The sequence below is a fragment of the Gordonia jacobaea genome (genome assembly GCF_001186365.1).
Taxonomy (GTDB): domain Bacteria; phylum Actinomycetota; class Actinomycetes; order Mycobacteriales; family Mycobacteriaceae; genus Gordonia; species Gordonia jacobaea.
This window is the reverse complement of the sequence record NZ_LDTZ01000013.1, coordinates 592,155-610,604: the sequence shown is the minus strand read 5'-3', so window position 1 is coordinate 610,604 and position 18,450 is coordinate 592,155. Positions and strand designations below refer to the sequence as shown.

The 18,450-nt window shown below is 64.8% G+C and carries 15 protein-coding genes; 5 read left to right on the top strand and 10 right to left on the bottom strand.

The annotated features are described in order from the left end of the window. The first annotated feature begins 127 nt into the window (after positions 1-127). Positions 128-763 carry a hypothetical protein gene (locus ABW18_RS02715; RefSeq protein ID WP_235434270.1) on the top strand — a complete coding sequence of 212 codons (636 nt, stop codon included), beginning with the start codon at positions 128-130 and terminating at the stop codon, positions 761-763. Here the strand turns inward: ABW18_RS02715 and ABW18_RS02710 are convergent, their stop codons facing one another. Both ABW18_RS02710 and ABW18_RS02705 read right to left on the bottom strand, forming a co-directional pair. Beyond that, positions 764-1,849, bottom strand: coding sequence for a DUF475 domain-containing protein (locus tag ABW18_RS02710; protein ID WP_049697407.1), 1,086 nt, complete (start codon positions 1,847-1,849; stop codon positions 764-766). It abuts the gene before it with no gap. Continuing rightward, entirely contained in the window at positions 1,846-2,205 is a 360-nt protein-coding gene (locus ABW18_RS02705; protein WP_197494493.1) for a hypothetical protein, read from the bottom strand. Before ABW18_RS02705 ends, ABW18_RS02710 begins: the two co-directional genes overlap by 4 nt. Before the next feature lie 143 nt (positions 2,206-2,348). On the opposite strand from ABW18_RS02705, the gene ABW18_RS02700 reads away from it, so the two are divergent. Then, positions 2,349-2,693 carry an RNA polymerase-binding protein RbpA gene (locus ABW18_RS02700; protein ID WP_005173696.1) on the top strand — a complete coding sequence of 115 codons (345 nt, stop codon included), beginning with the start codon at positions 2,349-2,351 and terminating at the stop codon, positions 2,691-2,693. A gap of 100 nt (positions 2,694-2,793) precedes the next feature. Here the strand turns inward: ABW18_RS02700 and ABW18_RS02695 are convergent, their stop codons facing one another. The 5 genes from ABW18_RS02695 to ABW18_RS02675 form a co-directional block, all read right to left on the bottom strand. Further along, positions 2,794-3,600, bottom strand: coding sequence for a polyprenol monophosphomannose synthase (locus ABW18_RS02695; protein ID WP_005202981.1), 807 nt, complete (start codon positions 3,598-3,600; stop codon positions 2,794-2,796). Beyond that, positions 3,584-5,281: an apolipoprotein N-acyltransferase gene (gene lnt, locus ABW18_RS02690; RefSeq protein WP_049697543.1), complete on the bottom strand. Its 1,698-nt coding sequence runs from the start codon at positions 5,279-5,281 to the stop codon at positions 3,584-3,586. The genes ABW18_RS02695 and lnt overlap by 17 nt, the downstream gene beginning before the upstream one ends. 102 nt (positions 5,282-5,383) lie before the next feature. After that, positions 5,384-7,009 (bottom strand): amidohydrolase, encoded by a 1,626-nt coding sequence (locus tag ABW18_RS02685; RefSeq protein WP_049697406.1) that lies wholly within the window; start codon positions 7,007-7,009, stop codon positions 5,384-5,386. A 36-nt stretch (positions 7,010-7,045) separates the two neighbouring features. Next, positions 7,046-7,546, bottom strand: coding sequence for an FxsA family protein (locus tag ABW18_RS02680; protein ID WP_049697405.1), 501 nt, complete (start codon positions 7,544-7,546; stop codon positions 7,046-7,048). 152 nt (positions 7,547-7,698) lie between these two features. Next, the gene (locus tag ABW18_RS02675; RefSeq protein WP_053117329.1) at positions 7,699-8,190 is read right to left on the bottom strand and encodes a MarR family winged helix-turn-helix transcriptional regulator; all 492 of its coding nucleotides are present in this window, start codon (positions 8,188-8,190) and stop codon (positions 7,699-7,701) included. 66 nt (positions 8,191-8,256) lie between these two features. Here ABW18_RS02675 and ABW18_RS02670 point away from each other — a divergent pair, with 66 nt between their 5' ends. After that, positions 8,257-9,123 (top strand): alpha/beta fold hydrolase, encoded by an 867-nt coding sequence (locus ABW18_RS02670; protein WP_049697404.1) that lies wholly within the window; start codon positions 8,257-8,259, stop codon positions 9,121-9,123. Between the two features lie 19 nt (positions 9,124-9,142). On the opposite strand, the gene cobN is transcribed toward ABW18_RS02670, so the two are convergent. Continuing rightward, positions 9,143-12,772: a cobaltochelatase subunit CobN gene (cobN, locus tag ABW18_RS02665; protein WP_049697403.1), complete on the bottom strand. Its 3,630-nt coding sequence runs from the start codon at positions 12,770-12,772 to the stop codon at positions 9,143-9,145. A 241-nt stretch (positions 12,773-13,013) separates the two neighbouring features. Between cobN and cobG the strand changes: the two genes are divergently transcribed. Beyond that, the gene (cobG, locus tag ABW18_RS02660; protein WP_083444282.1) at positions 13,014-14,225 is read left to right on the top strand and encodes a precorrin-3B synthase; all 1,212 of its coding nucleotides are present in this window, start codon (positions 13,014-13,016) and stop codon (positions 14,223-14,225) included. Positions 14,226-14,228: 3 nt separating this feature from the next. On the opposite strand, the gene ABW18_RS02655 is transcribed toward cobG, so the two are convergent. Then, the gene (locus ABW18_RS02655) at positions 14,229-15,719 is read right to left on the bottom strand and encodes a flavin-containing monooxygenase (RefSeq protein ID WP_049697402.1); all 1,491 of its coding nucleotides are present in this window, start codon (positions 15,717-15,719) and stop codon (positions 14,229-14,231) included. Positions 15,720-15,811: 92 nt separating this feature from the next. On the opposite strand from ABW18_RS02655, the gene ABW18_RS02650 reads away from it, so the two are divergent. Next, positions 15,812-16,600 (top strand): SDR family NAD(P)-dependent oxidoreductase, encoded by a 789-nt coding sequence (locus ABW18_RS02650; protein WP_049697401.1) that lies wholly within the window; start codon positions 15,812-15,814, stop codon positions 16,598-16,600. Between the two features lie 44 nt (positions 16,601-16,644). Here the strand turns inward: ABW18_RS02650 and ABW18_RS02645 are convergent, their stop codons facing one another. Beyond that, the gene (locus ABW18_RS02645; RefSeq protein ID WP_049697400.1) at positions 16,645-18,387 is read right to left on the bottom strand and encodes a hypothetical protein; all 1,743 of its coding nucleotides are present in this window, start codon (positions 18,385-18,387) and stop codon (positions 16,645-16,647) included. Positions 18,388-18,450 lie beyond the last annotated feature (63 nt).

Here is an 18,450-nt window from a genome sequence, read left to right as displayed (position 1 = left end):
GATGGACACCCATTTCGCCATCCGGCGCAAAAACGCTGGGCCACCGCAAGGTAACGAGTTGTAATCGGACGCGCCAGAGGGTCGAGACCCCCTCGGATCCGAGTGTCGTCGCCCTATGCTGAGAACCATGGCTGAGCACTCGGCAAACAAAGCTTCTGTCTCGTCGACGCCCGAACCGGGGCGCGACACAGACGTGACCGTCAGTTCGACGTCGGCGCAGACTCAGCCGACATTCTCCGACCGTCTCGCCAAGGGGGCGCGCAAGTTTCTCTTCGTCGCGATCGCCATAGCCATCGCGGTGGTCATCTACTTCATACTCGCGGCGTTCCTGCCGCGCTGGTGGGCTGAGCAGATCGGCAGCAACGTCGACGGATCGATGGGGCGCGGAATCGGCAGCGGGCTGTCGATCGGGTTCGTCTGCACGTTCATCCCGATATCGATGCTCGTGCTTGCGGTCTCGTTGCGGGGCCGGATGAAGAACCTCCTCTCGATCCTGTGCGTGGTGATCGGCGTCGTGGTCGCGATCCCCAATCTGCTGACACTGAGCATCCATCTCGGCAACAACAACGCGGCGCAAGTGGGCAAACAGATCCTCAATGTCCGGGCGCCGGGATTCCGCGCGGCCAGTGCGTGGGGTGTCGTGATCGCCGTGGTCGTGGCCATCCTGCTCACCATTTTCGTCGTGATGTACCAACGCCGAGGAAAGAAGCTGCGCGCGGCAAAGGGCGACGACGTCTCACAAGGCGGCAAGAAGAAAAAGTGATCAGCGACGTGCGGCAAGTGCACGGCGTTGGTCGCGGCGGTTCGCGACGACGCTGCTGAACAATGCGGCGCCGATGAACACGACGCCGATGAGTCCGGTCACGACGTCATTGATGTGGAACTCGATGCTCAGCAGCAGGATGACGGCCAGAGCGCCGATAGCCCAGTGGGCGCCGTGCTCGAGATAGCGATACGAGGCCAGCGTTCCGGTGCGGACCAGGTAGATCGTGATCGACCGCACGAATAGCGCGCCGATGAATCCGAGTCCCAAGGCGATGATGATCGGATCCGCGGTGATCGCGAACGCGCCGATGACACCGTCGAACGAAAACGATGCGTCGAGGACCTCGAGGTAGAGAAAGAGGAAGAATCCCGCCTTGCCCGTCGCTTTCGCCGCGCCGGACGGACCACTGTCGCGCAGGTCGGAATCGGATTGGAAGAGTGCGCTCAACCCGTCGACCATCAGGTACGTGACCATGCCGAGGATTCCGGCGATGAGGACGGTGGAGCGGATCTCGTCGGGCGCGAGGAACTCGGCGACCAGCACAAGGGTCACACTGGCGAGGACGACCGGGAGCGCGCTGAGTCGACCGATCTTCGACAGCGGACGCTCGAGCCACGTCAACCACGTCAGATCGCGATTGCTCAGGATGAAGTTGAGGAAGAGCATGAACAGGAACATTCCGCCGAACGCGGCGATCTGTGGATGTGCATCGGTGAGGATCGTCTCGTAACTCGGGCTTCCGTCGGCGAACTGCTCGGCGCCATCGGGTGGTGGGTTCATCGCGAGTCGGAACGCCTCGACAGGGTTGAGGCCCGCCGTCACCCAGACGATCAGGAGTGGGAAGAGCAGGCGCATCCCGAATACGGCGATGATCATGCCGACGGTGAGAAACATGCGCTGCCAGAACGCACTCATCCGTTCCAACACGGTCGCGTTGATGACTGCGTTGTCGAAGGACAGGGAGATCTCGAGAACACCGAGTATCGCGGCGAGCGCCACCGCCTCCCACCCGCCGTAGACGAACGCGACGACGAGCGCGAGGACCGTGACGACTATCGACAGCCCGAAGATGCGACCTATCAACGCAGTCGCTCGGCGTCCTTGGCCAGGGTCACGACTTCTTCCGCCAACTCGGCGACGGTACTCGTGTCAGCGTTCTCGTCCACCGCCGTCGCGAGGTCCTCCGCAGCGCAGCGCAGCGCGAAGAGTCGATCACCGAAGTCGCTCACCTCGGCCTGAGTCAGAATCACGGCGTCGGAGGGAATAGAAGTGCCCTCGGTGAGCGCTCTTTGTTCGTAGGCGCGTTGACGGCACGACCGCTTGCAGTACTTGCGCCGACGTCCATGCTCCGAGTCGACCATCGACTGGCCGCACCAGGCACAGGCGTACGGGCGACGCCGTGATCGGGTGGTACCGCTCGTCGTGTGCTCCACGCTCATGACCGTACCCAAGTCTGGTCGTCGAGGTTCAGGTGGCGGCACACGGCCGGGAGTCACCGGTGGTGCGGATGTGGCGCCGTCGGCGCGTAGAATAGGAGTGTTGAGCGTTCGACAGCGCTCGAGAAACGAGAGGACACCGCCAAATGGCAGATCGAGTACTTCGGGGCAGCCGCCTCGGCGCGGTGAGCTATGAGACCGATCGTGATCACGATCTCGCTCCGCGACGAATCGTCCAGTACCGGACCGACAACGGAGAGATCTTCGACGTCCCCTTCGCCGACGACGCCGAGGTGCCGTCGAAGTGGCCGTGCAAGAACGGCATGGAGGGCACGATCCTCGAGGGTGCAGAGCCCGAGGAGAAGAAGGTCAAGCCCCCGCGCACGCACTGGGACATGCTGCTCGAGCGCCGCAGCGAAGAGGAGCTCGAAGTGCTGCTCAATGAGCGGCTCGATCTTCTCAAGCAGCGTCGTCGCGGAGTCACCAACTGACGTTCGCGTCCTGAACCAGACATCAGCCGGGTGGAGTCACATGACTCCACCCGGCTGATGTGTTTCGTGCTTCAGTTGTCGCTGTGCACCGTTGGGGCCATCAGCCTCGCTTGTGCAGCCCGATCTTGTGCAGGCGGTTCTCGATCCCCCAGCGCGCGACGCTGGTGAATGCCTCGGCCATCACACCACCGCTCATCTTCGACGAACCGACTTCGCGCTCGGTGAAGGTGATCGGAACCTCACGAACGTCGTATCCGGCCTGGATCGTGCGCCACGCCAGGTCGATCTGGAAGCAGTAGCCCGCCGACTCGACCGTATCGAGGTCGATGGTCTCGAGCACTTTGCGGCGGTACGCGCGATAGCCGGCGGTGATGTCGTGCACGTTGGCGCCGAGCGCCAGGCGCGCATACGTGTTGGCACCTCGTGAGAGCACTTCGCGATACTTGGGCCAGTTCACGAGTTTGCCGCCGGGTACGTAGCGCGACCCGATCGCGAGGTCGGCGCCCTCGTTCACCGCGTCGAACAAGCGATATAGCTGCTCGGGTGCGTGGCTGCCGTCGGCATCCATCTCGACGATGACCGCGTAATCGCGGTGCAGGCCCCATGCGAAACCTGCGAGATAAGCCTTGCCGAGGCCGTCCTTCTCCACGCGGTGCATCACATGGATACGGCCGCTGTCGTCGCCGGCGGCGAGTTCGTCTGCGACATCGCCGGTGCCGTCGGGACTGGAATCATCGACGACCAGCACGTGGACGCCAGGCATGGCTGCCTGGACCCTCGACACGATTCGGGGAAGGTTCTCGCGCTCGTTGTACGTGGGGATGACGACCAGTGCGCGTGAGCCGTCGGATGCGACGATTCCGCCCTCGTCTTGGCTGGTCGCACCTTCGCTACCCGTTGTCACCACGCTCCTCCGACTCCCTTACATCACCCTGTGCTGCCGGTGTGCCACCGACGCCGACCTTGCGAGGCCCGAGAGTGAACCTATAACGACGCGACAGCACGACCAAAAGCCCACCCACCGTCACCACGACGATGATCCACTGTGGCCACGCCCCGAGAACGGTCGCGACGGTCTTGGCCGAGTGCAACGGTAAGCGATCTGAGAGCACCGCCGGGGTGAACACGCCCGACTCGTGAGAGATGGATCCGTCGGGTTCGATGATCGCGCTCACTCCGCTGGTCGCTGCGACGACGACCGCCCTGCCGTGTTCGACGGCGCGGAACTGCGACATCGCGAGTTGCTGGTAGGTCATGTCCGTCCTGCCGAAGGTGGCGTTGTTGGTCGGGACGTAGAGAATGCGCGCGCCGTCGTCGACGGCGGCCCGAGCCGACCTGTCGAATGCGATCTCCCAGCAGGTGGAGACACCGACCTCTACGTTCCCGGAGCGCCCGGGCACGGTGATCGCCGACGGGCCGGTGCCCGGACGGAAGTTGCCCGCCATGGACGCGTACGACGAGAACATGCTGAAGAACGATCGCCAGGGCAGATACTCACCGAACGGCTGAACGATGTGCTTGTCGTAGCGCGCGACGGGACCCTTTGCGCCGTCCCACACCAGGACGGAGTTCGTGGGCCGACCGTCGGAGTTCATGACGAGAGTCCCGACGAGAATCGGCGCACCAACGGAGATGGATGCGTCGGTGATCTCCTGTGCCGCGTCGGCGTTGGTGAGTGGCGAGATGTCAGACGCATTCTCGGGCCACGCGACGAAATCGGGCTGTTCGGCGGTTCCGGCGCGCACCGCGTCGGCAAGCCGCATTGTCTCCCGAACGTGATTGTCGAGGACAGCTCTGCGCTGAGCGTTGAAGTCGAGGCCGAGTCGGGGCACGTTCCCCTGCACCGCCGCAACCTGAACCGACGACGACGCGACGTTGCGGTCGAGGGTGTCGGGTGTCAGGGCAATCGCGGCGATCGGTCCGACAAGGGCAAGCACCACCGCCAACGCCGCGGCTCGTGCGACCGATCCGCCGCCGTTGACGACTCGGGTGACGAGAACGACGACAAGCCAGGCGATCGACGCGCCGAGCAACGCGACGGCGGCCGACACTCCCGGCGCCCCGAGGATCGACGCGAGCGGGAGCAGCGGACCGTCGACCTGACTGAACGCCGCTCTCCCCCAAGGAAATCCGCCAAACGGAACAGACGAACGCAGAGCTTCGACGCTGACCCACGACAGCGCAAACCACAACGGTGGGCACGGGAGTCTCATGGTCCACACAGCGCACACACCGAAGAGTGCCGAGAACACCGCAAGCACGACGGACAAGGCGATCCACGGAAGTGGGCCGACGTACACCCCGATCCACGGCAGCAGCGGGATGTAGAACGCCAGCCCATAGATGAATCCGACGAGTGCACCGACGCGGGCGCGGATGGGTCCGGAAAGCGCGAGGAACAGCAGGCCCATCGAGATGACGGCCATGAACCACCAGTTGCGCGGCGGGAACGCCGACCACATTGCCACGCCCGCCACGATGGCCAGGGCCGCACGCACGAGAAATGGGGTCCAGCGGCCACCGGCCAGCCTCGACCATGGTCGATTCGAGTGCTCGGGCGCGTCTGCCCGGGTGTCGGATGAATCCATGGGAGTCGCCGAGTCGTGGAGGCGCCTCGCCGTGTCGTCCACTGGGTTGTCGGCCACTGGGTTGTCGGCTACTGGGTTGTCGGCCACTGGGTCGCTCACTGGTCAGTGACCCTCGGCGCGGTAGATGTCACGACCACGGTGCACAGTCCGCACACACCGCGGCAGCGGGCTGCCCGGCGAGACGTCGGGAAGTGCGGGCACACGGGACCGAGGGTCCAGCGACCAGCGCTGAACGCTCTCGTGCGATCCGGCAACGACGAGTTCGTCGACCTCCCAGACCGCGTAGCTCGCCGGTGCGCCGACCGCCAATGTGCCGGTGAGTCCGTCATTGGTTCCTCCCGCGCGCCAGCCTCCTCGCGTCGAGGCTGCGAACGCACCGCGAGCCGAGATCGCGTTCCGTTGCTGATTGTGGTGGACGGCCGCACGTATCGTCGCCCACGGATCCATCGCGGTGACGGGTGAATCCGACGAAAATGCCAGTGCCACGCCAGCTTTGGCGAGCGTGGCGAAATCGTTCATGCGGGAGGCACGTTCGTTGCCGAGGCGCTGCGCGTAGAGGCCGCCCGGTGCGCCCCACCCTGCGTCGAACTGCGGTTGCATGCTCGCGACGACACCACACGCGGCCAAGGTCTGAGCCTGGGCGGCGTCGACCATCTCCGCATGCTCGACGCGGTGAGCGCGCGACGCGAGCGCGGGCGTGCCGAACTCGGCCGCTAGTGCGTCGAGCGCGTCAACCACTGTCGCCGTCGCCGCGTCGCCGATCACGTGAAAGCCGGCTTGCAGCCCGGCCTCGGTGCATGCGCGTAGGTGGTCGAGAACCGTGTCCGGCGAGAGGTAGTCGATACCGGTGACGTCGGGGGCGTCGTGATAGGGCTCGAGGAGCCATGCGGTCCGTGAGCCGATCGCACCGTCGATGAAGAGATCGCCGCCGAGCGCGTCGGCGCCGGCGATCGCGACGAGTTCGCGCGCGTGGTCGGCGTTCTCGGCCGCCTGCCCCCAATAGCGTCGGACCTCGACGGGATGATCGAGTCCGCCGATGGCGAGAAAGTCGTCGAGACCGCTGATCTCCGGCCCGCCGTTCTCGTGGATGGCCACGATCCCCATCGATGCGACCGCGTCGAGTGCGCGCAGTTGTGCGCGGGTGCGCGACGCGGGGCTCACCAACGATCGTGCGGCTCCTCGCACGAGGTGGTGCGCCTCGGCGATCAGCGGCTCGTCGGGGTGATAGCCCTGTGCGTCCTCCAAGCCGACGACCAGGCGGCGCAGCGCCGTCGAGGCCACGGCGGAGTGTTCGTCGACTCGAGCCAGATAGACCGGGCGGTTGCCGACGATCGCGTCGATGTCGGCAGTTGTCGGGAACCGGCCGTCGAAGGCCTCGGCGCCCGACCATGTCGAGCTGTCCCAGCCCCGGCCCCAGATCAGGTCGCCCTCGCCGACGGTCGATACCGCGTCCGCGATCATGCGAAGGCAATCGGTGCGCGACACGGCATCGTTGAGAGTGAGCCCGGTGAGCGCGAGTCCGGTCGACGTCAGATGCACATGTGAGTCGACGAATGCGGGTGCGACGAAAAGCCCTTCCAGATCGGTCACGGAAGCATCGGGGTGCAGGGCCTTCCCCACGTCGTCGGTACCCACCCAGGTCACTACGCCGTCGGTGACCGCAAGGGCAGTCGCGTCAGGAATAGCGGAGGAATAGACGGTCCCACCAAGGAGCAGTTCGGTTGCCACGATTGTTCAGTGTGCCCCTGTGGGGACCCTGGTGTGTCAGTGGCCCCGCGGGAGCTGCGGCTGCTCGGCCGAGGTCGAGGAGTTCGGTGTTGAGTAGGTCGGATCGTCGACGACGGTGCCGTCGATGACCGTTCCTCGCCTGACCCCGGCTTGGCCGTAGGCGCCTGCCCGGTCCATTGCCGACATCATCGTGCGCGCGCCGACTGCAGCCAGCACCGGACGCAGGGCACGTCGCGTCGGCGGAAGGAGTGCGATGGTTCCGACAACCGTGGAGACCAGGCCAGGCGCGATCAGCAGGATCGACGAGGCGCCGACCACGGCGGTGTCGGCGAGCGGGGCTCGTGCGTCGACTTCGTTTCGTGAGGCGCGGCGGAGTTCACCGAACACCTTGCGGCCCTGCCAACGGAGGATGACGAATCCGACGAAGGAAGCCAGCAGTGTGATCAAAACCGCCCAGGCGAAGCCGAGTGTCATGACCATGGCCACGAACACGGCGATCTCGATCACCAGGTAGACGAGGAAGTACGGGAAGCGCATGGGTGTGCCTTTCTGGTCCGATGCAGGTGGGTTTCGACACCCGACGCCGCCCCGGATATATGCCATTCACTCCGTCCAACGAACGAGCACCCGATTTTGCTCCCGCGCCGGGGCCACGTAACCGCTTGCGTTCAGGGCCCAACCCGGACCGGCTACGTAGTGCCCTGCTCGTCGTCCGTGCTCCGGTCAGACGCACTGCGCATTGCTTCGAGGAACCGTCCGATGACGTCGAGTTCGTGGGTGTCGAACTCGGCGAGTGCTGTCAGCGCGTCGTCGATGAGTGTCCCGAAGAACTCTCGACCCGTGTCACGTGCGCGCTCGGTAACGGAGAGCAGAACTCTGCGCCTATCCCCCGGGTCGCCGGTGCGCTCGACGAGGCCGGCACGTTCGAGTCGGTCGAGCAACGACGTGATGGTTGCCGAGTTCACTCCCCCGAGCTTCCTTCCCAGCCAGCCCGGGGTCGCAGGCACTCCGTCGCGTTCAGCGTCGAGGAGCGCGATAAGCGCGCGCAGATCGGTTGGATGAAGATCCACCGTTCTCGCGAACCGCGCTCCTCGAATGTCCAGCTCGGTCATGAGTGTGCGCAACTGGCGGATCAGCAGATAGCGCGGTCCGCTCTCATCCGCGCGCTCACGGGAAGTCACGGTTCTCGACCTTAGCGCCGGCTTGATATAGCTTGATGAGCAAGTAACTAGATTATCGAGGTAAATATGAGCGAGACCGCTACCTTCCTGGCCTCTCCCATAGGCCGACGATTCTCCGAGGCCTACGACGCGCTGGTGAATCGTTGGCCGCCGGGCACCCGGCGGTTCGATCTCGCGTCGCCTTACGGCAACACGCACGTCGTCGCCTCGGGACCCGACTCAGGTCGACCACTCGTCCTGCTTTCGGGTTCAGGGGCAACGCTGACGGAGTGGTACTCGGTGATCGGACAACTCAGTCGGCGACACCGTGTCTACGCAGTCGACATTCCAGGCCAGGTCGGTGCATCAATACCTTCGAGCACGCCGATCTCGTCGGTCCCCGACCTCCTGGATTGGCTTGCCGTCACGGTGGCGACACTCGGTGTCGACGAACCGACGTTGATCGGCCACTCGTATGGGGCGATGATCGCTCTCGCATTCGCCGGTGGTGGGTTCCCGACGGACGGGCTGATCCTGGTTGAACCCAACTCGGTCTTCGGTGGCATGCGCCCCGAGTACCTCGCCCATGCATTGCCTATTCTCTTGTCTCCCAACGAGAACCGTGAACGCAGGTTTCTCGAATGGGAAACCGGATGTAGACCGCTCGACGAGCAGTGGTCAGATGTCGCCGCACTCGGCGCGACGATGCCGACGACGAAGCTCGTCATACCTCGGCGTCTGCGGTCCGTGCGACCGGAGGTCAGGCGCCGCACTGTGATCCTCGCGAAGCAGAGTCGGGTGCACGATGTCGCTCGAATCGCTGAGAACGTCCACTCCACGTGGCCGGGTACGCAGGTCGAGATCGTTGCCGATGCAACACACCACAGCCTGCCGATGTACCCGGACGTCTTCGGCGACGTGCTCGAGGCGGCGCTCGACGAATCCGGGTGCTAGCACCGGTCCCGGCCGGCGGCTATTCCGACCGGCCCTCGATCTCGCCCTCGGCCTGCAGGTACACCGCCCGCAACTGGTCGAGCATGTCGGCGGGCGGCGCCTCCCACATGTCGCGGTCGACGGCTTCGAGGAGACGCTCAGCGATGCCGTGCAGTGCCCACGGATTCGACTGATTCATGAACTCCTGATTGCGTTCGTCGAGTACGTAGGACTCGGTGAGCTTCTCGTACATCCAGTCGGCGACGACGCCGGTCGTGGCGTCGTACCCGAAGAGATAGTCGACGGTGGCCGCCATCTCGAAGGCGCCCTTGTACCCGTGTCGCTGCATGGCGGAGATCCACCGGGGATTGACGACCCGTGCACGGAAAACCCGACTGGTCTCCTCGGAGAGCGTGCGCGTTCGGACGGCGTCGGGCCGCGTCGAGTCGCCGATGTATGCCTCCGGGGACTTGCCGGTCAGCGCTCGGACCGTTGCCACCATTCCACCGTGGTACTGGAAGTAGTCGTCAGAGTCGGCGATGTCGTGCTCGCGGGTGTCGGTGTTCTTCGCGGCCACCTTGATCCTGCGATACGCCGAGCGCATGTCGTCGACTGCGGCGATGCCGTCGAGTTCGCGTCCGTAGGCGTAGCCGCCCCATTCGGTGTAGACCCGTGCGAGGTCCTCGTCGCTGCGCCAGTCGCGAGAATCGATGAGTTGCAACAGCCCCGCACCGTAGGTTCCGGGTTTGGAGCCGAAGATCCTGGTCGTCGCCCGACGTTGGTCGCCGTGCTCGGCCAGCGCCGCACGGGCGTGTGCGGCGACGAAGTTCTGGTCGTCGGGTTCGTCGGCCGACGCCGCGAGTGCGACGGCGTCGTCGAGCATGGTCACGACGTGTGGGAACGCGTCCCGGAAGAATCCGGAGATCCTGACGGTGACGTCGATGCGTGGGCGACCGAGTTCGTCGAGGTCGATCAGTTCGAGATCGCGGACCCGCCGCGACGCCTCGTCCCAGATCGGCATGACGCCGAGCAGTGCCAGGATCTCGGCGACGTCGTCACCCGAGGTACGCATGGCGCTGGTGCCCCACGCCGAAAGTCCCACGGAGGCAGGGTATTCACCGTGATCGGTCAGGTACCGTTCCAGCAGGCTGTCGGCCATCGCTCGTCCGGTCTCCCACGCGAGCCGAGAAGGAACTGCCTTGGGGTCGACGGAGTAGAAGTTGCGGCCCGTCGGCAACACGTTGATCAGTCCGCGTAGCGGCGAACCGCTCGGGCCCGCGGGAATGAAGCCACCGTCGAGTGCGTGCAGAATTCGCGGGATCTCTCCAGCGGTCTGCCGCAACCGCGGGACCACTTCTGTTGCGGCAAAGCGCAATACGTCGCCGACAGCGGCGGGGTGGCCTGCCGCCGCGTCCTCGACTGCCGACGCCGACCACTCCCCTTTGGCGCACCTTGCCACGAGATCGCGGGCGGTGGCTTCGACGGTGTCGACGTCGGTACGCACGGAGTCTGCGCCTTCGTCGAGTCCGAGGGCTTCGCGCAAACCGGGCAAAGCCTCTGTGCCGCCCCATAGTTGGCGTGCCCGCAGCATCGCGAGAACGAGATCGACCTCGGCGTCGTCTACGGGTGGTTCACCGAGGACGTGGAGGCCGTCGCGGATCTGAACATCCTTGATCTCGCACAGCCAGCCGTCGACGTGCAGGAGCATGTCGTCGAAGACCTCTTCGTCGGGCCGTTCGGTGAGGCCGAGATCGTGGTCCATCTTCGCGGCGGTCAGCAGCGTCCAGATCTGTTGGCGAATCGCGGGGAGTTTCGCGGGATCGAGAGTCGAGATGTTCGCGTGCTCGTCGAGGAGCTGTTCGAGTCGCGCGATGTCGCCGTAGGATTCGGCCCGCGCCATCGGGGGGATCAGGTGGTCGACGAGTACCGCGTGTGCTCGACGCTTGGCCTGGGTGCCCTCGCCCGGATCGTTGACCAGGAACGGATAGATCAGCGGGACGTCGCCGAGTGCGGCATCGGTGCCGCACTGTGCCGACATTCCCAGTGTCTTGCCCGGCAGCCACTCGAGGTTGCCGTGTTTGCCGATGTGCACGATCGCATCGGCACCGAAGCCCGGGATGTCCTGTGCGGCACCGGCCCTACCCGCGAGCCAGCGATAGGAGGCGAGGTAGTGATGCGATGGCGGAAGGTCGGGGTCGTGATAGATCGCGACAGGATTCTCGCCGAACCCTCGCGGCGGCTGCACCATGATGGCCACATTGCCGAATGTCAGTGCTGCGACGACGATTTCGCCTTCGGAGCTCTGCGATCGATCGACGAAGAGGTCGCCTGGCGCAGGCCCCCAGTGCTGTTCGACGTCGTGCCGCAGTTCATCCGGCAGCGTCGCGAACCACCGCTCGTAGTCGGCGGCGCTGACGCGAATCGGGTTGGCAGCCAAGGCCTCCTCGGTCAGCCAGTCGGAGTCCTGGCCGCCCCGGTCGATGACCGCGTGAATCAGTGCGTCCGAGTCATTCTCGGCCAGACCGGGAATCGCGTCCGGACCCGATTCCGGGCCGATGTCGTAGCCCACGGCGCGCAGGGCGTGCAGCAGGCGTACGAGGCTGCGTGGTGTGTCGAGGCCGACGGCGTTACCGATACGTGCGTGCTTGGTCGGGTACGCCGACAACATCAGTGCAATCCGACGATCCGCGGGCGAGATATGCCGTAAACGGGCGTGTGACACCGCGATTCCGGCGACCCGAGCGCATCGCTCACTGTCTGGCTGGTACCAGGGCAGCCCGTTTTCGTCGAACTCTTTGAAGGAGAACGGCACGGTGATGATGCGGCCGTCGAACTCCGGAACGGCCACCTGCGTGGCGACATCGAGCGGCGAGAGTCCGTCGTCGTTGGCCTCCCAGTCGGCTCGTGGCCCGGTGAGGCACAGCCCCTGCAGGATCGGGATGTCGAGTGCGGCGAGGCGCTCGATGTTCCACGCCTCGTCGTCTCCGCCGGCCGACGCCGTGGCGGGTGTCGCACCACCGGCAGCGAGGACGGTGACCACCAGTGCGTCTGCGGTGGCGAGCAACTCGATGAGGTCGTCGGGTGCGGTACGCAATGAAGCGCAGAAGATCGGAATCGGCCGCGCGCCCTGTTCCTCGATTGCTGCGCACAGTGCTTCGACGTACCGCGTGTTCCCCGCCAGATGCTGCGCTCGGTAGTAGAGGACGCCTATCGCCGGCGCGGTGTCGGGAACGGCACTGGTCGGCTGCCGCTCGAGAACTCCCCAGCCGGGAGTCTGTTCGGGGGGTTCGAACCCGTTCCCGGACAGCAACACCGTGTCGGACAGAAAGTTGTGGAGGTTGGTGATGTTGGGCACGCCGCCGAAGGCGAGATAGTTGTGGGCGTCTGCGGCCACACCGGCGGGCACCGTCGACAGCGCCATCAGGTCGGGATCGGGTTGCTGTTCTCCGGAGAGGACGACCACCGGCTTCCCGACCGCGAGGACGGCATCGAGTCCCTCCTCCCAGGCGCGACGCCCACCGAGTATGCGTACGACGGTGAGGTCGGCGTCGGCGACCATGCCGGGAACGTCGTCGAGCAGGATCCGCGACGGATTCGCGACGCGATACTCCGCGTCGCTGGCGTCAGCGGTGATGAGGTCGGTGTCCGACGTGGACAGCAGCAGGATCATCGCAACTCCTCGGACTCCGACTCGCGCGGAGACAGGTGGGACAGGGCCGAGACAGGTCCGAGGTCGCAGGTCTGGCTTCGCGGCAGCCCGTTGGCTCTCGCGTCACAGTGGCGCGACCGCGCCGGAATCGCACCGGCTTCCGCGCACCTCGTGCGGCTCAGCCTAGTGCAGTGCGTTCCGACACAGCCGCACACGTCCCGCGTGCGGCCGCTGTGTACCGCCGACGCCTACGCTGGATACCGTGCGTGACCCCGACTCTTCTTCTGCAGACGGCCAGTCCCGTGAGCTCACTGGTGAGTTGCCGTCGGGGCGACCAGCGTCTGATCGATGCCCTGGAGTCTTCACCCCGCATCCGGCGGCCGACGGCGCACTGGCGCGTGTTCGCCTGCTCGGAGGTTCGATCACGCCGGAGCAACTAGCTGTACTCGCCGGTGTGGCCTCGCAGTACGGCGACGGTTTCCTCGATCTGACGGGGCGTGCCAATGTGCAGATACGCGGCATCACAGAGGTCGACGCTGTCGCCGACGCCCTTGTCGACGCCGACCTGGTACCGAGCACCAGTCACGAAAAGGTACGCAACATCGAGGTCAGTCCCTTCACCGGGCGACTTGGTGGCCTCACTGATCTACGCCCTCTGGCGCACGAGCTCGACGACGCGCTCCGCTCGGATCGGCGCCTCACGGCACTATCTGGACGGTTCCTCTTCGGCCTCGACGACGGGCACACCGACATCGTGGGTGGCGGCACCGACGTGTGTGCCATCGCGCGCATCCGCATCGACGAAACGACCGGTTTCGACATCGTCGTCGACGGCGAGATCGCAGGCTCGGTCGCCCAGGAATCTGCCGTTGCGCAGGTGATGCTGAGCGTCGCGCAGGATTTCCTCGAAGCGGCGGACGGTGCGTGGCGCATAGCCGATCTCCCTGCGTCCGCGCGCCTCGATCTGATCGCAGCGACTCGGAGCCGACTCGACCCGCCGCTCGACCGCTCCCCCGTCGCCATGACAGCCGACGAGCCTCGGGTGGGTTGGTTCGATCAGGACGACGGTCGCGTGCTGCTCGGAGCGGTGGTCGAACTCGGGCGCCTGCCTGCTCGACTCGCCGAGTTCGTCGCAGCCGTCGAAGCGCCGGTGGTGTTCACCCCCGACCGCGAAATCCTCGTCTGCGACCTCGGTGAGGGCGTCGCCGAGACCGTGGTGCGGGTTCTCGCTCCGATGGGACTGATCTTCGACGCCGCGTCGCCGTGGACACGGGTCAGCAGCTGTGCCGGCGCACCCGGCTGCTCGAGTGGCCTGGCCGAGGTACGCACCGACGTGAGCGAACGCGTCGAATCGGGGCTTCCGGTCGTCGAGCGTGAACACTGGGTGGGGTGCGAGCGCGGATGCGGATCACCGCGCGAACCTCACCTGCGGGTCGAGGCCACCGGCGCCGGATACCGACGCACACACGAGTGAGGATCAGGTCCGGTCGAACACGTAGTCATCGAGTGGGAACGAGTCCTGGGCAGTTACCGCCTCGTTCACCGACGTGGGACGGAACAGCGGCGTCTCGCCCTTGCTGTTGAACCAATATGACCTCGACGTCGCGCAGTTTCCGAGCGCGAACACCGAATCGGCGATTCTGGTGGTCATGTCGTCGAAGAACCTGGTGTTGGCTGCCTCGGTGACCTCGAAAGTGGTTGCGTCTCGACGTTGTAGCTCGCCGAAGAGTCGTGCGATGTGTCGCATCTGGCACTCGACAGTGGTGAACCACGACAACCCCACCCACGAGTACGGTCCCGCCGAGTTGAGGAAGTTGGGGAAGTACGGGATCGAGACACCTTCGTAAGCCTGAAAAGCTGTGTCGCGCCACCACTTTCCGAGGTTCCGCCCATCTCGACCGATCACCTCGATGGCTGGGAGATTCCCCTCCCACACGTCGTAGCCGGTTGCGAGCAGTAGTACGTCGATTGTCGTCTTGCGTCCGTCGCGCGTCACGATTCCGTCAGGCTCGATGTGGTCGATTCCCGCCGTCTCGAGATGCACGTTGTCTTGGCCGAACGCCCGGTAATACTGATTCGACACGGTTGGCCGCTTACAGCCGTAGTCGTATGTCGGCGTCAATGCCTGGCGCACCCCGCGGTCGCGGACCTGAAGAAAGCGGAAAAGTGCTGCGAGCTTCTTCGCATTCTCGTTGAGCGATCGAAACCTGCGGTACTTCCACATCGCGATGAGCATCAGCATCTCTTGGGTCACGTCGGTCACCCAGCGCACCGCGCGCTGTGTCGCCGGGACCTTGGCGAACAGTCCACGGACAGGAGCCGGAATCGGAAGATCGAGTTTGGGCATGACCCACATCGGCGTCCGTTGGTACACCGTCAAATCGCCGACTTCCTTGGCGAGTTCCGGAATCACCTGCACGGCAGTCGAACCGGTCCCGATCATCGCTGCGCGCTTACTCGCGAAATCGTAGTCGTCGTCCCAGCGCGAGGTGTAGACGATATGTCCGGCGAATGAGTCGAGGCCGGGAATATCAGGTTTTGCCGGTTGTGACAGAAATCCTGTTGCACAGATGAGGAAACGCGTCGTGAGCGTTTCGCCGCCGTCGACCGCAACCTGCCAGGTCGACGAGTCCTCGTCCCACCTCGCACCGTTTACCGTTGTGTTGAACCGCATGTGGCGTCGAACATCGTATTTGTCTGCGACATCGACCGCGTATCGCTTGAGTTCCGGTCCTGGTGCGTAGAGCTTGGACCAGTTCGGGTTTGGCTCGAACCAGAACGAGAATGTCGGCGACGGGACGTCGACCGCCAGTCCTGGATAGCGGTTGACATGCCAGGTTCCGCCCAGGTCATCTTCACGGTCGAGAATGACGATGTTCTCGAACCCCAACCGTTTGAGTGCGATAGCGCTACCGATTCCGCCGAAACCGGCGCCGACGATGATGACGTCGTACTGCGCTTCGTTCATGGAGGCACGGTACCCCGACGGCGTTGTCGACGTCGTGGGACCTTGGTCTGATTCCGGTGGTCTCGTCATAGTCAAGCTCTATTCTCGTGAGTATGGATATCTCCGGGGCGAACGTTCTCATCACAGGAGCCAGTGGCGGCATCGGCGAGGCGCTCGCCAACGCGATGGCCGCAAAAGGAGGCCGCTTGATCCTCACCGGACGCAGGCACGCTGTGATCTCCGAGCTCGCAAAGCGATTGGGCGGCAATGCGATTGCGGTCGACCTGGCAACTCCCGGCGGACCCGCCGAACTGGTGCGCGAGGCGGGGCACATCGACATTCTGATCGCCAACGCAGGGGTGCCGGCGTCGGGAGAGATCACCGAATACACGAACGACGAGATCGACAGGGCCATCGACGTCAACTTGCGCGCCCCGGTCATTCTCGCGAAATTGATTGCCGAACAGATGATTCCACGACGACGAGGACACCTGGTCTTCATGTCGTCGTTGTCGGGCAAATCGGCGTCGGCAGGCACAGCGCTCTACAACGGAACCAAATTCGGTGTTCGGGGATTCGCGCTCGGCTTGCGTGACGATCTGCGCCCTCACGGCGTCGGTGTCTCGTCGATCTTCCCCGGTCCGGTCAGGGACGCGGGCATGATCGCCGATTCGGCAGTGTCGTTGCCCCGCTTGGGTACTCGCACCACGGCGCAAGTTGCTCGCGCCACGGTGCGAGCAATCGAACGAAACCGTGCGGAGACCACCGTGGCACCGGTCAGTCTGCGCGCGGCAACCCTTGTGGGGGCGTTCGCCCCGGACACCGCGGCCCGTCTGGCACGCTTGTCGGGAAGCGACAAGATCGTGACCGCGATCAGTGAGGGTCAGCGTTCCAAACGGTGACACTGCAAGCGGGGACATTCCGAACCGGGACATGGCGAAAGCCGTTACGCCGCCGCGCCGGTAGAACCGCCGGCCGAACTCGTCGACGCGCCGCTATCGGATGACGTTCCCGTTGTGGCGCGATGCTTGCCGGTGTACCCGGAACCGTCATCGGCACGATGCTTGCCTACGCTCGGCGCGGAGGACGTCTGCCCCGCGTCCGGCGACGATTCTGTCGGCTCCGATTCTGATGGTGTCGAGTGCTCCGGTGTGGAATGCGCTGGTGCCGAAGTCGTCTCGTCGGGAGTGGTGCTCGGCAGTGGTGTTGGAGACGGTGTCGGTGACGGGGAGACAGTGGTCGGCGACTGGGTTGACGGCGAACCAGGCTCCGGCGCAGCGGCAGATGGCTCCGCGCCGGGACCCGACGTCGGTATGTCCTGATCCGCCGACTTGCTGTCGGATGCGAGCGGTTTGCTTCCGCGAAGAGCCTCGTCGGCGGTCAGGGTCACAGCTGTCTTCGCCGCGGTCGTCGGCACCACGCTGCGTAGCGTGCTCGACGTACGGCCGTTGTCGCCTGTGGTCGCTGACGGCAGCGCGTTGACGAACGACTCCTTGATCATCTCCGCCAGTTCTTCGGCGGAACCGAACGTCGCTCCACCCGCGGTGGCGAGGCCGTCGATGTTGGCCACTATGTTGTGAGCCAACAACTTCGAGAACTCATCGAGCTGGTCGCCGAACGTCGCGAGATTCTGCGGGATGATCGTCGGCAACTGTGGGATCAGCGCGAGTGAATCGCGGGTCGATGTCACGCCATCGGTGAAGATCTGATCCCAGGCGGCCTTGGTCCAGATGTTGGTGACAGGCACGTAGTCTTCGCGGGTGGGGTCGGTTGGGTCGTAGTCGGACGGTGGGTTGAGGCTCCAGTCCTGTTCGGTCAGCTTCTGTCCGAGGTTGAACGCCGTGTAGTACTTCCCGAACAACGCGAACTTGGGTAGCGATCCGGGAGCGCCGGCGGTGCCGAACAATTGGCAGGGCAGACAATAGGTTCCGTCGACAAACGGGTTCAGGCCGTTGAAGACTGCAGTACCGAACTCGCGGTATGCCTGCGCCCACTGCTGCGCCGTCGGACCCTGTTCGATCTTCCCCGATGGATCGTCGGTGAGAGTCTCCCAGACCGCCTTTGCGGGCCCGAGGAAGTCGAGGTGGACAGTCTGACCCGACCACCACGGCTGGATGGCTACCTGCTGACCATCGGCCGCGGTGTAGTACTCGCTGTCCGGATCGATCGTGTTGCGGATCTCTGGGAACGTGTAGCCCTCAGGACTCAGCAACTGCCACATCGGGACCTGGCCGTACTGCAGAAAATACAGGGGATCGCTGCACGGCCCCGGCACTCCGGTGCAATTAGGTGTCATCGGTGCGAACGTCGCCAATGTCATCCACAACTGATCCGATTGAGCCGCAGCCACTTTCGGGATCGGCATGAGAAGGAGGCTGATCGCAGCCACCTTCTCGTAGTCCTGCTGATCGAATCCGACGACATTCGTCGGGATATAGAGCCACCAGTTGCCGGAGTCGTTGAACGCCTTCGTCGTCTGCTGCAGTGCTTGGTATTGCACTGCGGGCATGTTCGCCAGCGTCTCGTACACGTTGGCTGGAATATTGGCTACTGAACCAGCCGCATGCGCCTGCGCCCCGGGACCCGCGAGCTGCGCGCCCAAAGTCACCGCAAGACCTGCGCCCGCGACGGCGGCAACGACGGCGCCGCGGCGGCCGGCTCTCGAAGTGGTGGACGTGGTGGTGGACATCGTGGGTGTCGTTCCTCTGCTCATGGGTCGGCTCTCTGTCGCGACGGCGTCACTTGGCACGTC

Coding starts and splice junctions, on each gene's coding strand:
- ABW18_RS02680 (WP_049697405.1), bottom strand. CDS start 7,546: ATGCGCTTCCCGTACTTCCTCGTCTACCTGGTGATCGAGATCGCCGTG.
- cobN (WP_049697403.1), bottom strand. CDS start 12,772: ATGATCCTGCTGCTGTCCACGTCGGACACCGACCTCATCACCGCTGAC.
- ABW18_RS02705 (WP_197494493.1), bottom strand. CDS start 2,205: ATGAGCGTGGAGCACACGACGAGCGGTACCACCCGATCACGGCGTCGC.
- ABW18_RS02715 (WP_235434270.1), top strand. CDS start 128: ATGGCTGAGCACTCGGCAAACAAAGCTTCTGTCTCGTCGACGCCCGAA.
- ABW18_RS02655 (WP_049697402.1), bottom strand. CDS start 15,719: ATGAACGAAGCGCAGTACGACGTCATCATCGTCGGCGCCGGTTTCGGC.
- ABW18_RS02645 (WP_049697400.1), bottom strand. CDS start 18,387: ATGTCCACCACCACGTCCACCACTTCGAGAGCCGGCCGCCGCGGCGCC.
- ABW18_RS02700 (WP_005173696.1), top strand. CDS start 2,349: ATGGCAGATCGAGTACTTCGGGGCAGCCGCCTCGGCGCGGTGAGCTAT.
- lnt (WP_049697543.1), bottom strand. CDS start 5,281: ATGGATTCATCCGACACCCGGGCAGACGCGCCCGAGCACTCGAATCGA.
- ABW18_RS02670 (WP_049697404.1), top strand. CDS start 8,257: ATGAGCGAGACCGCTACCTTCCTGGCCTCTCCCATAGGCCGACGATTC.
- ABW18_RS02650 (WP_049697401.1), top strand. CDS start 15,812: ATGGATATCTCCGGGGCGAACGTTCTCATCACAGGAGCCAGTGGCGGC.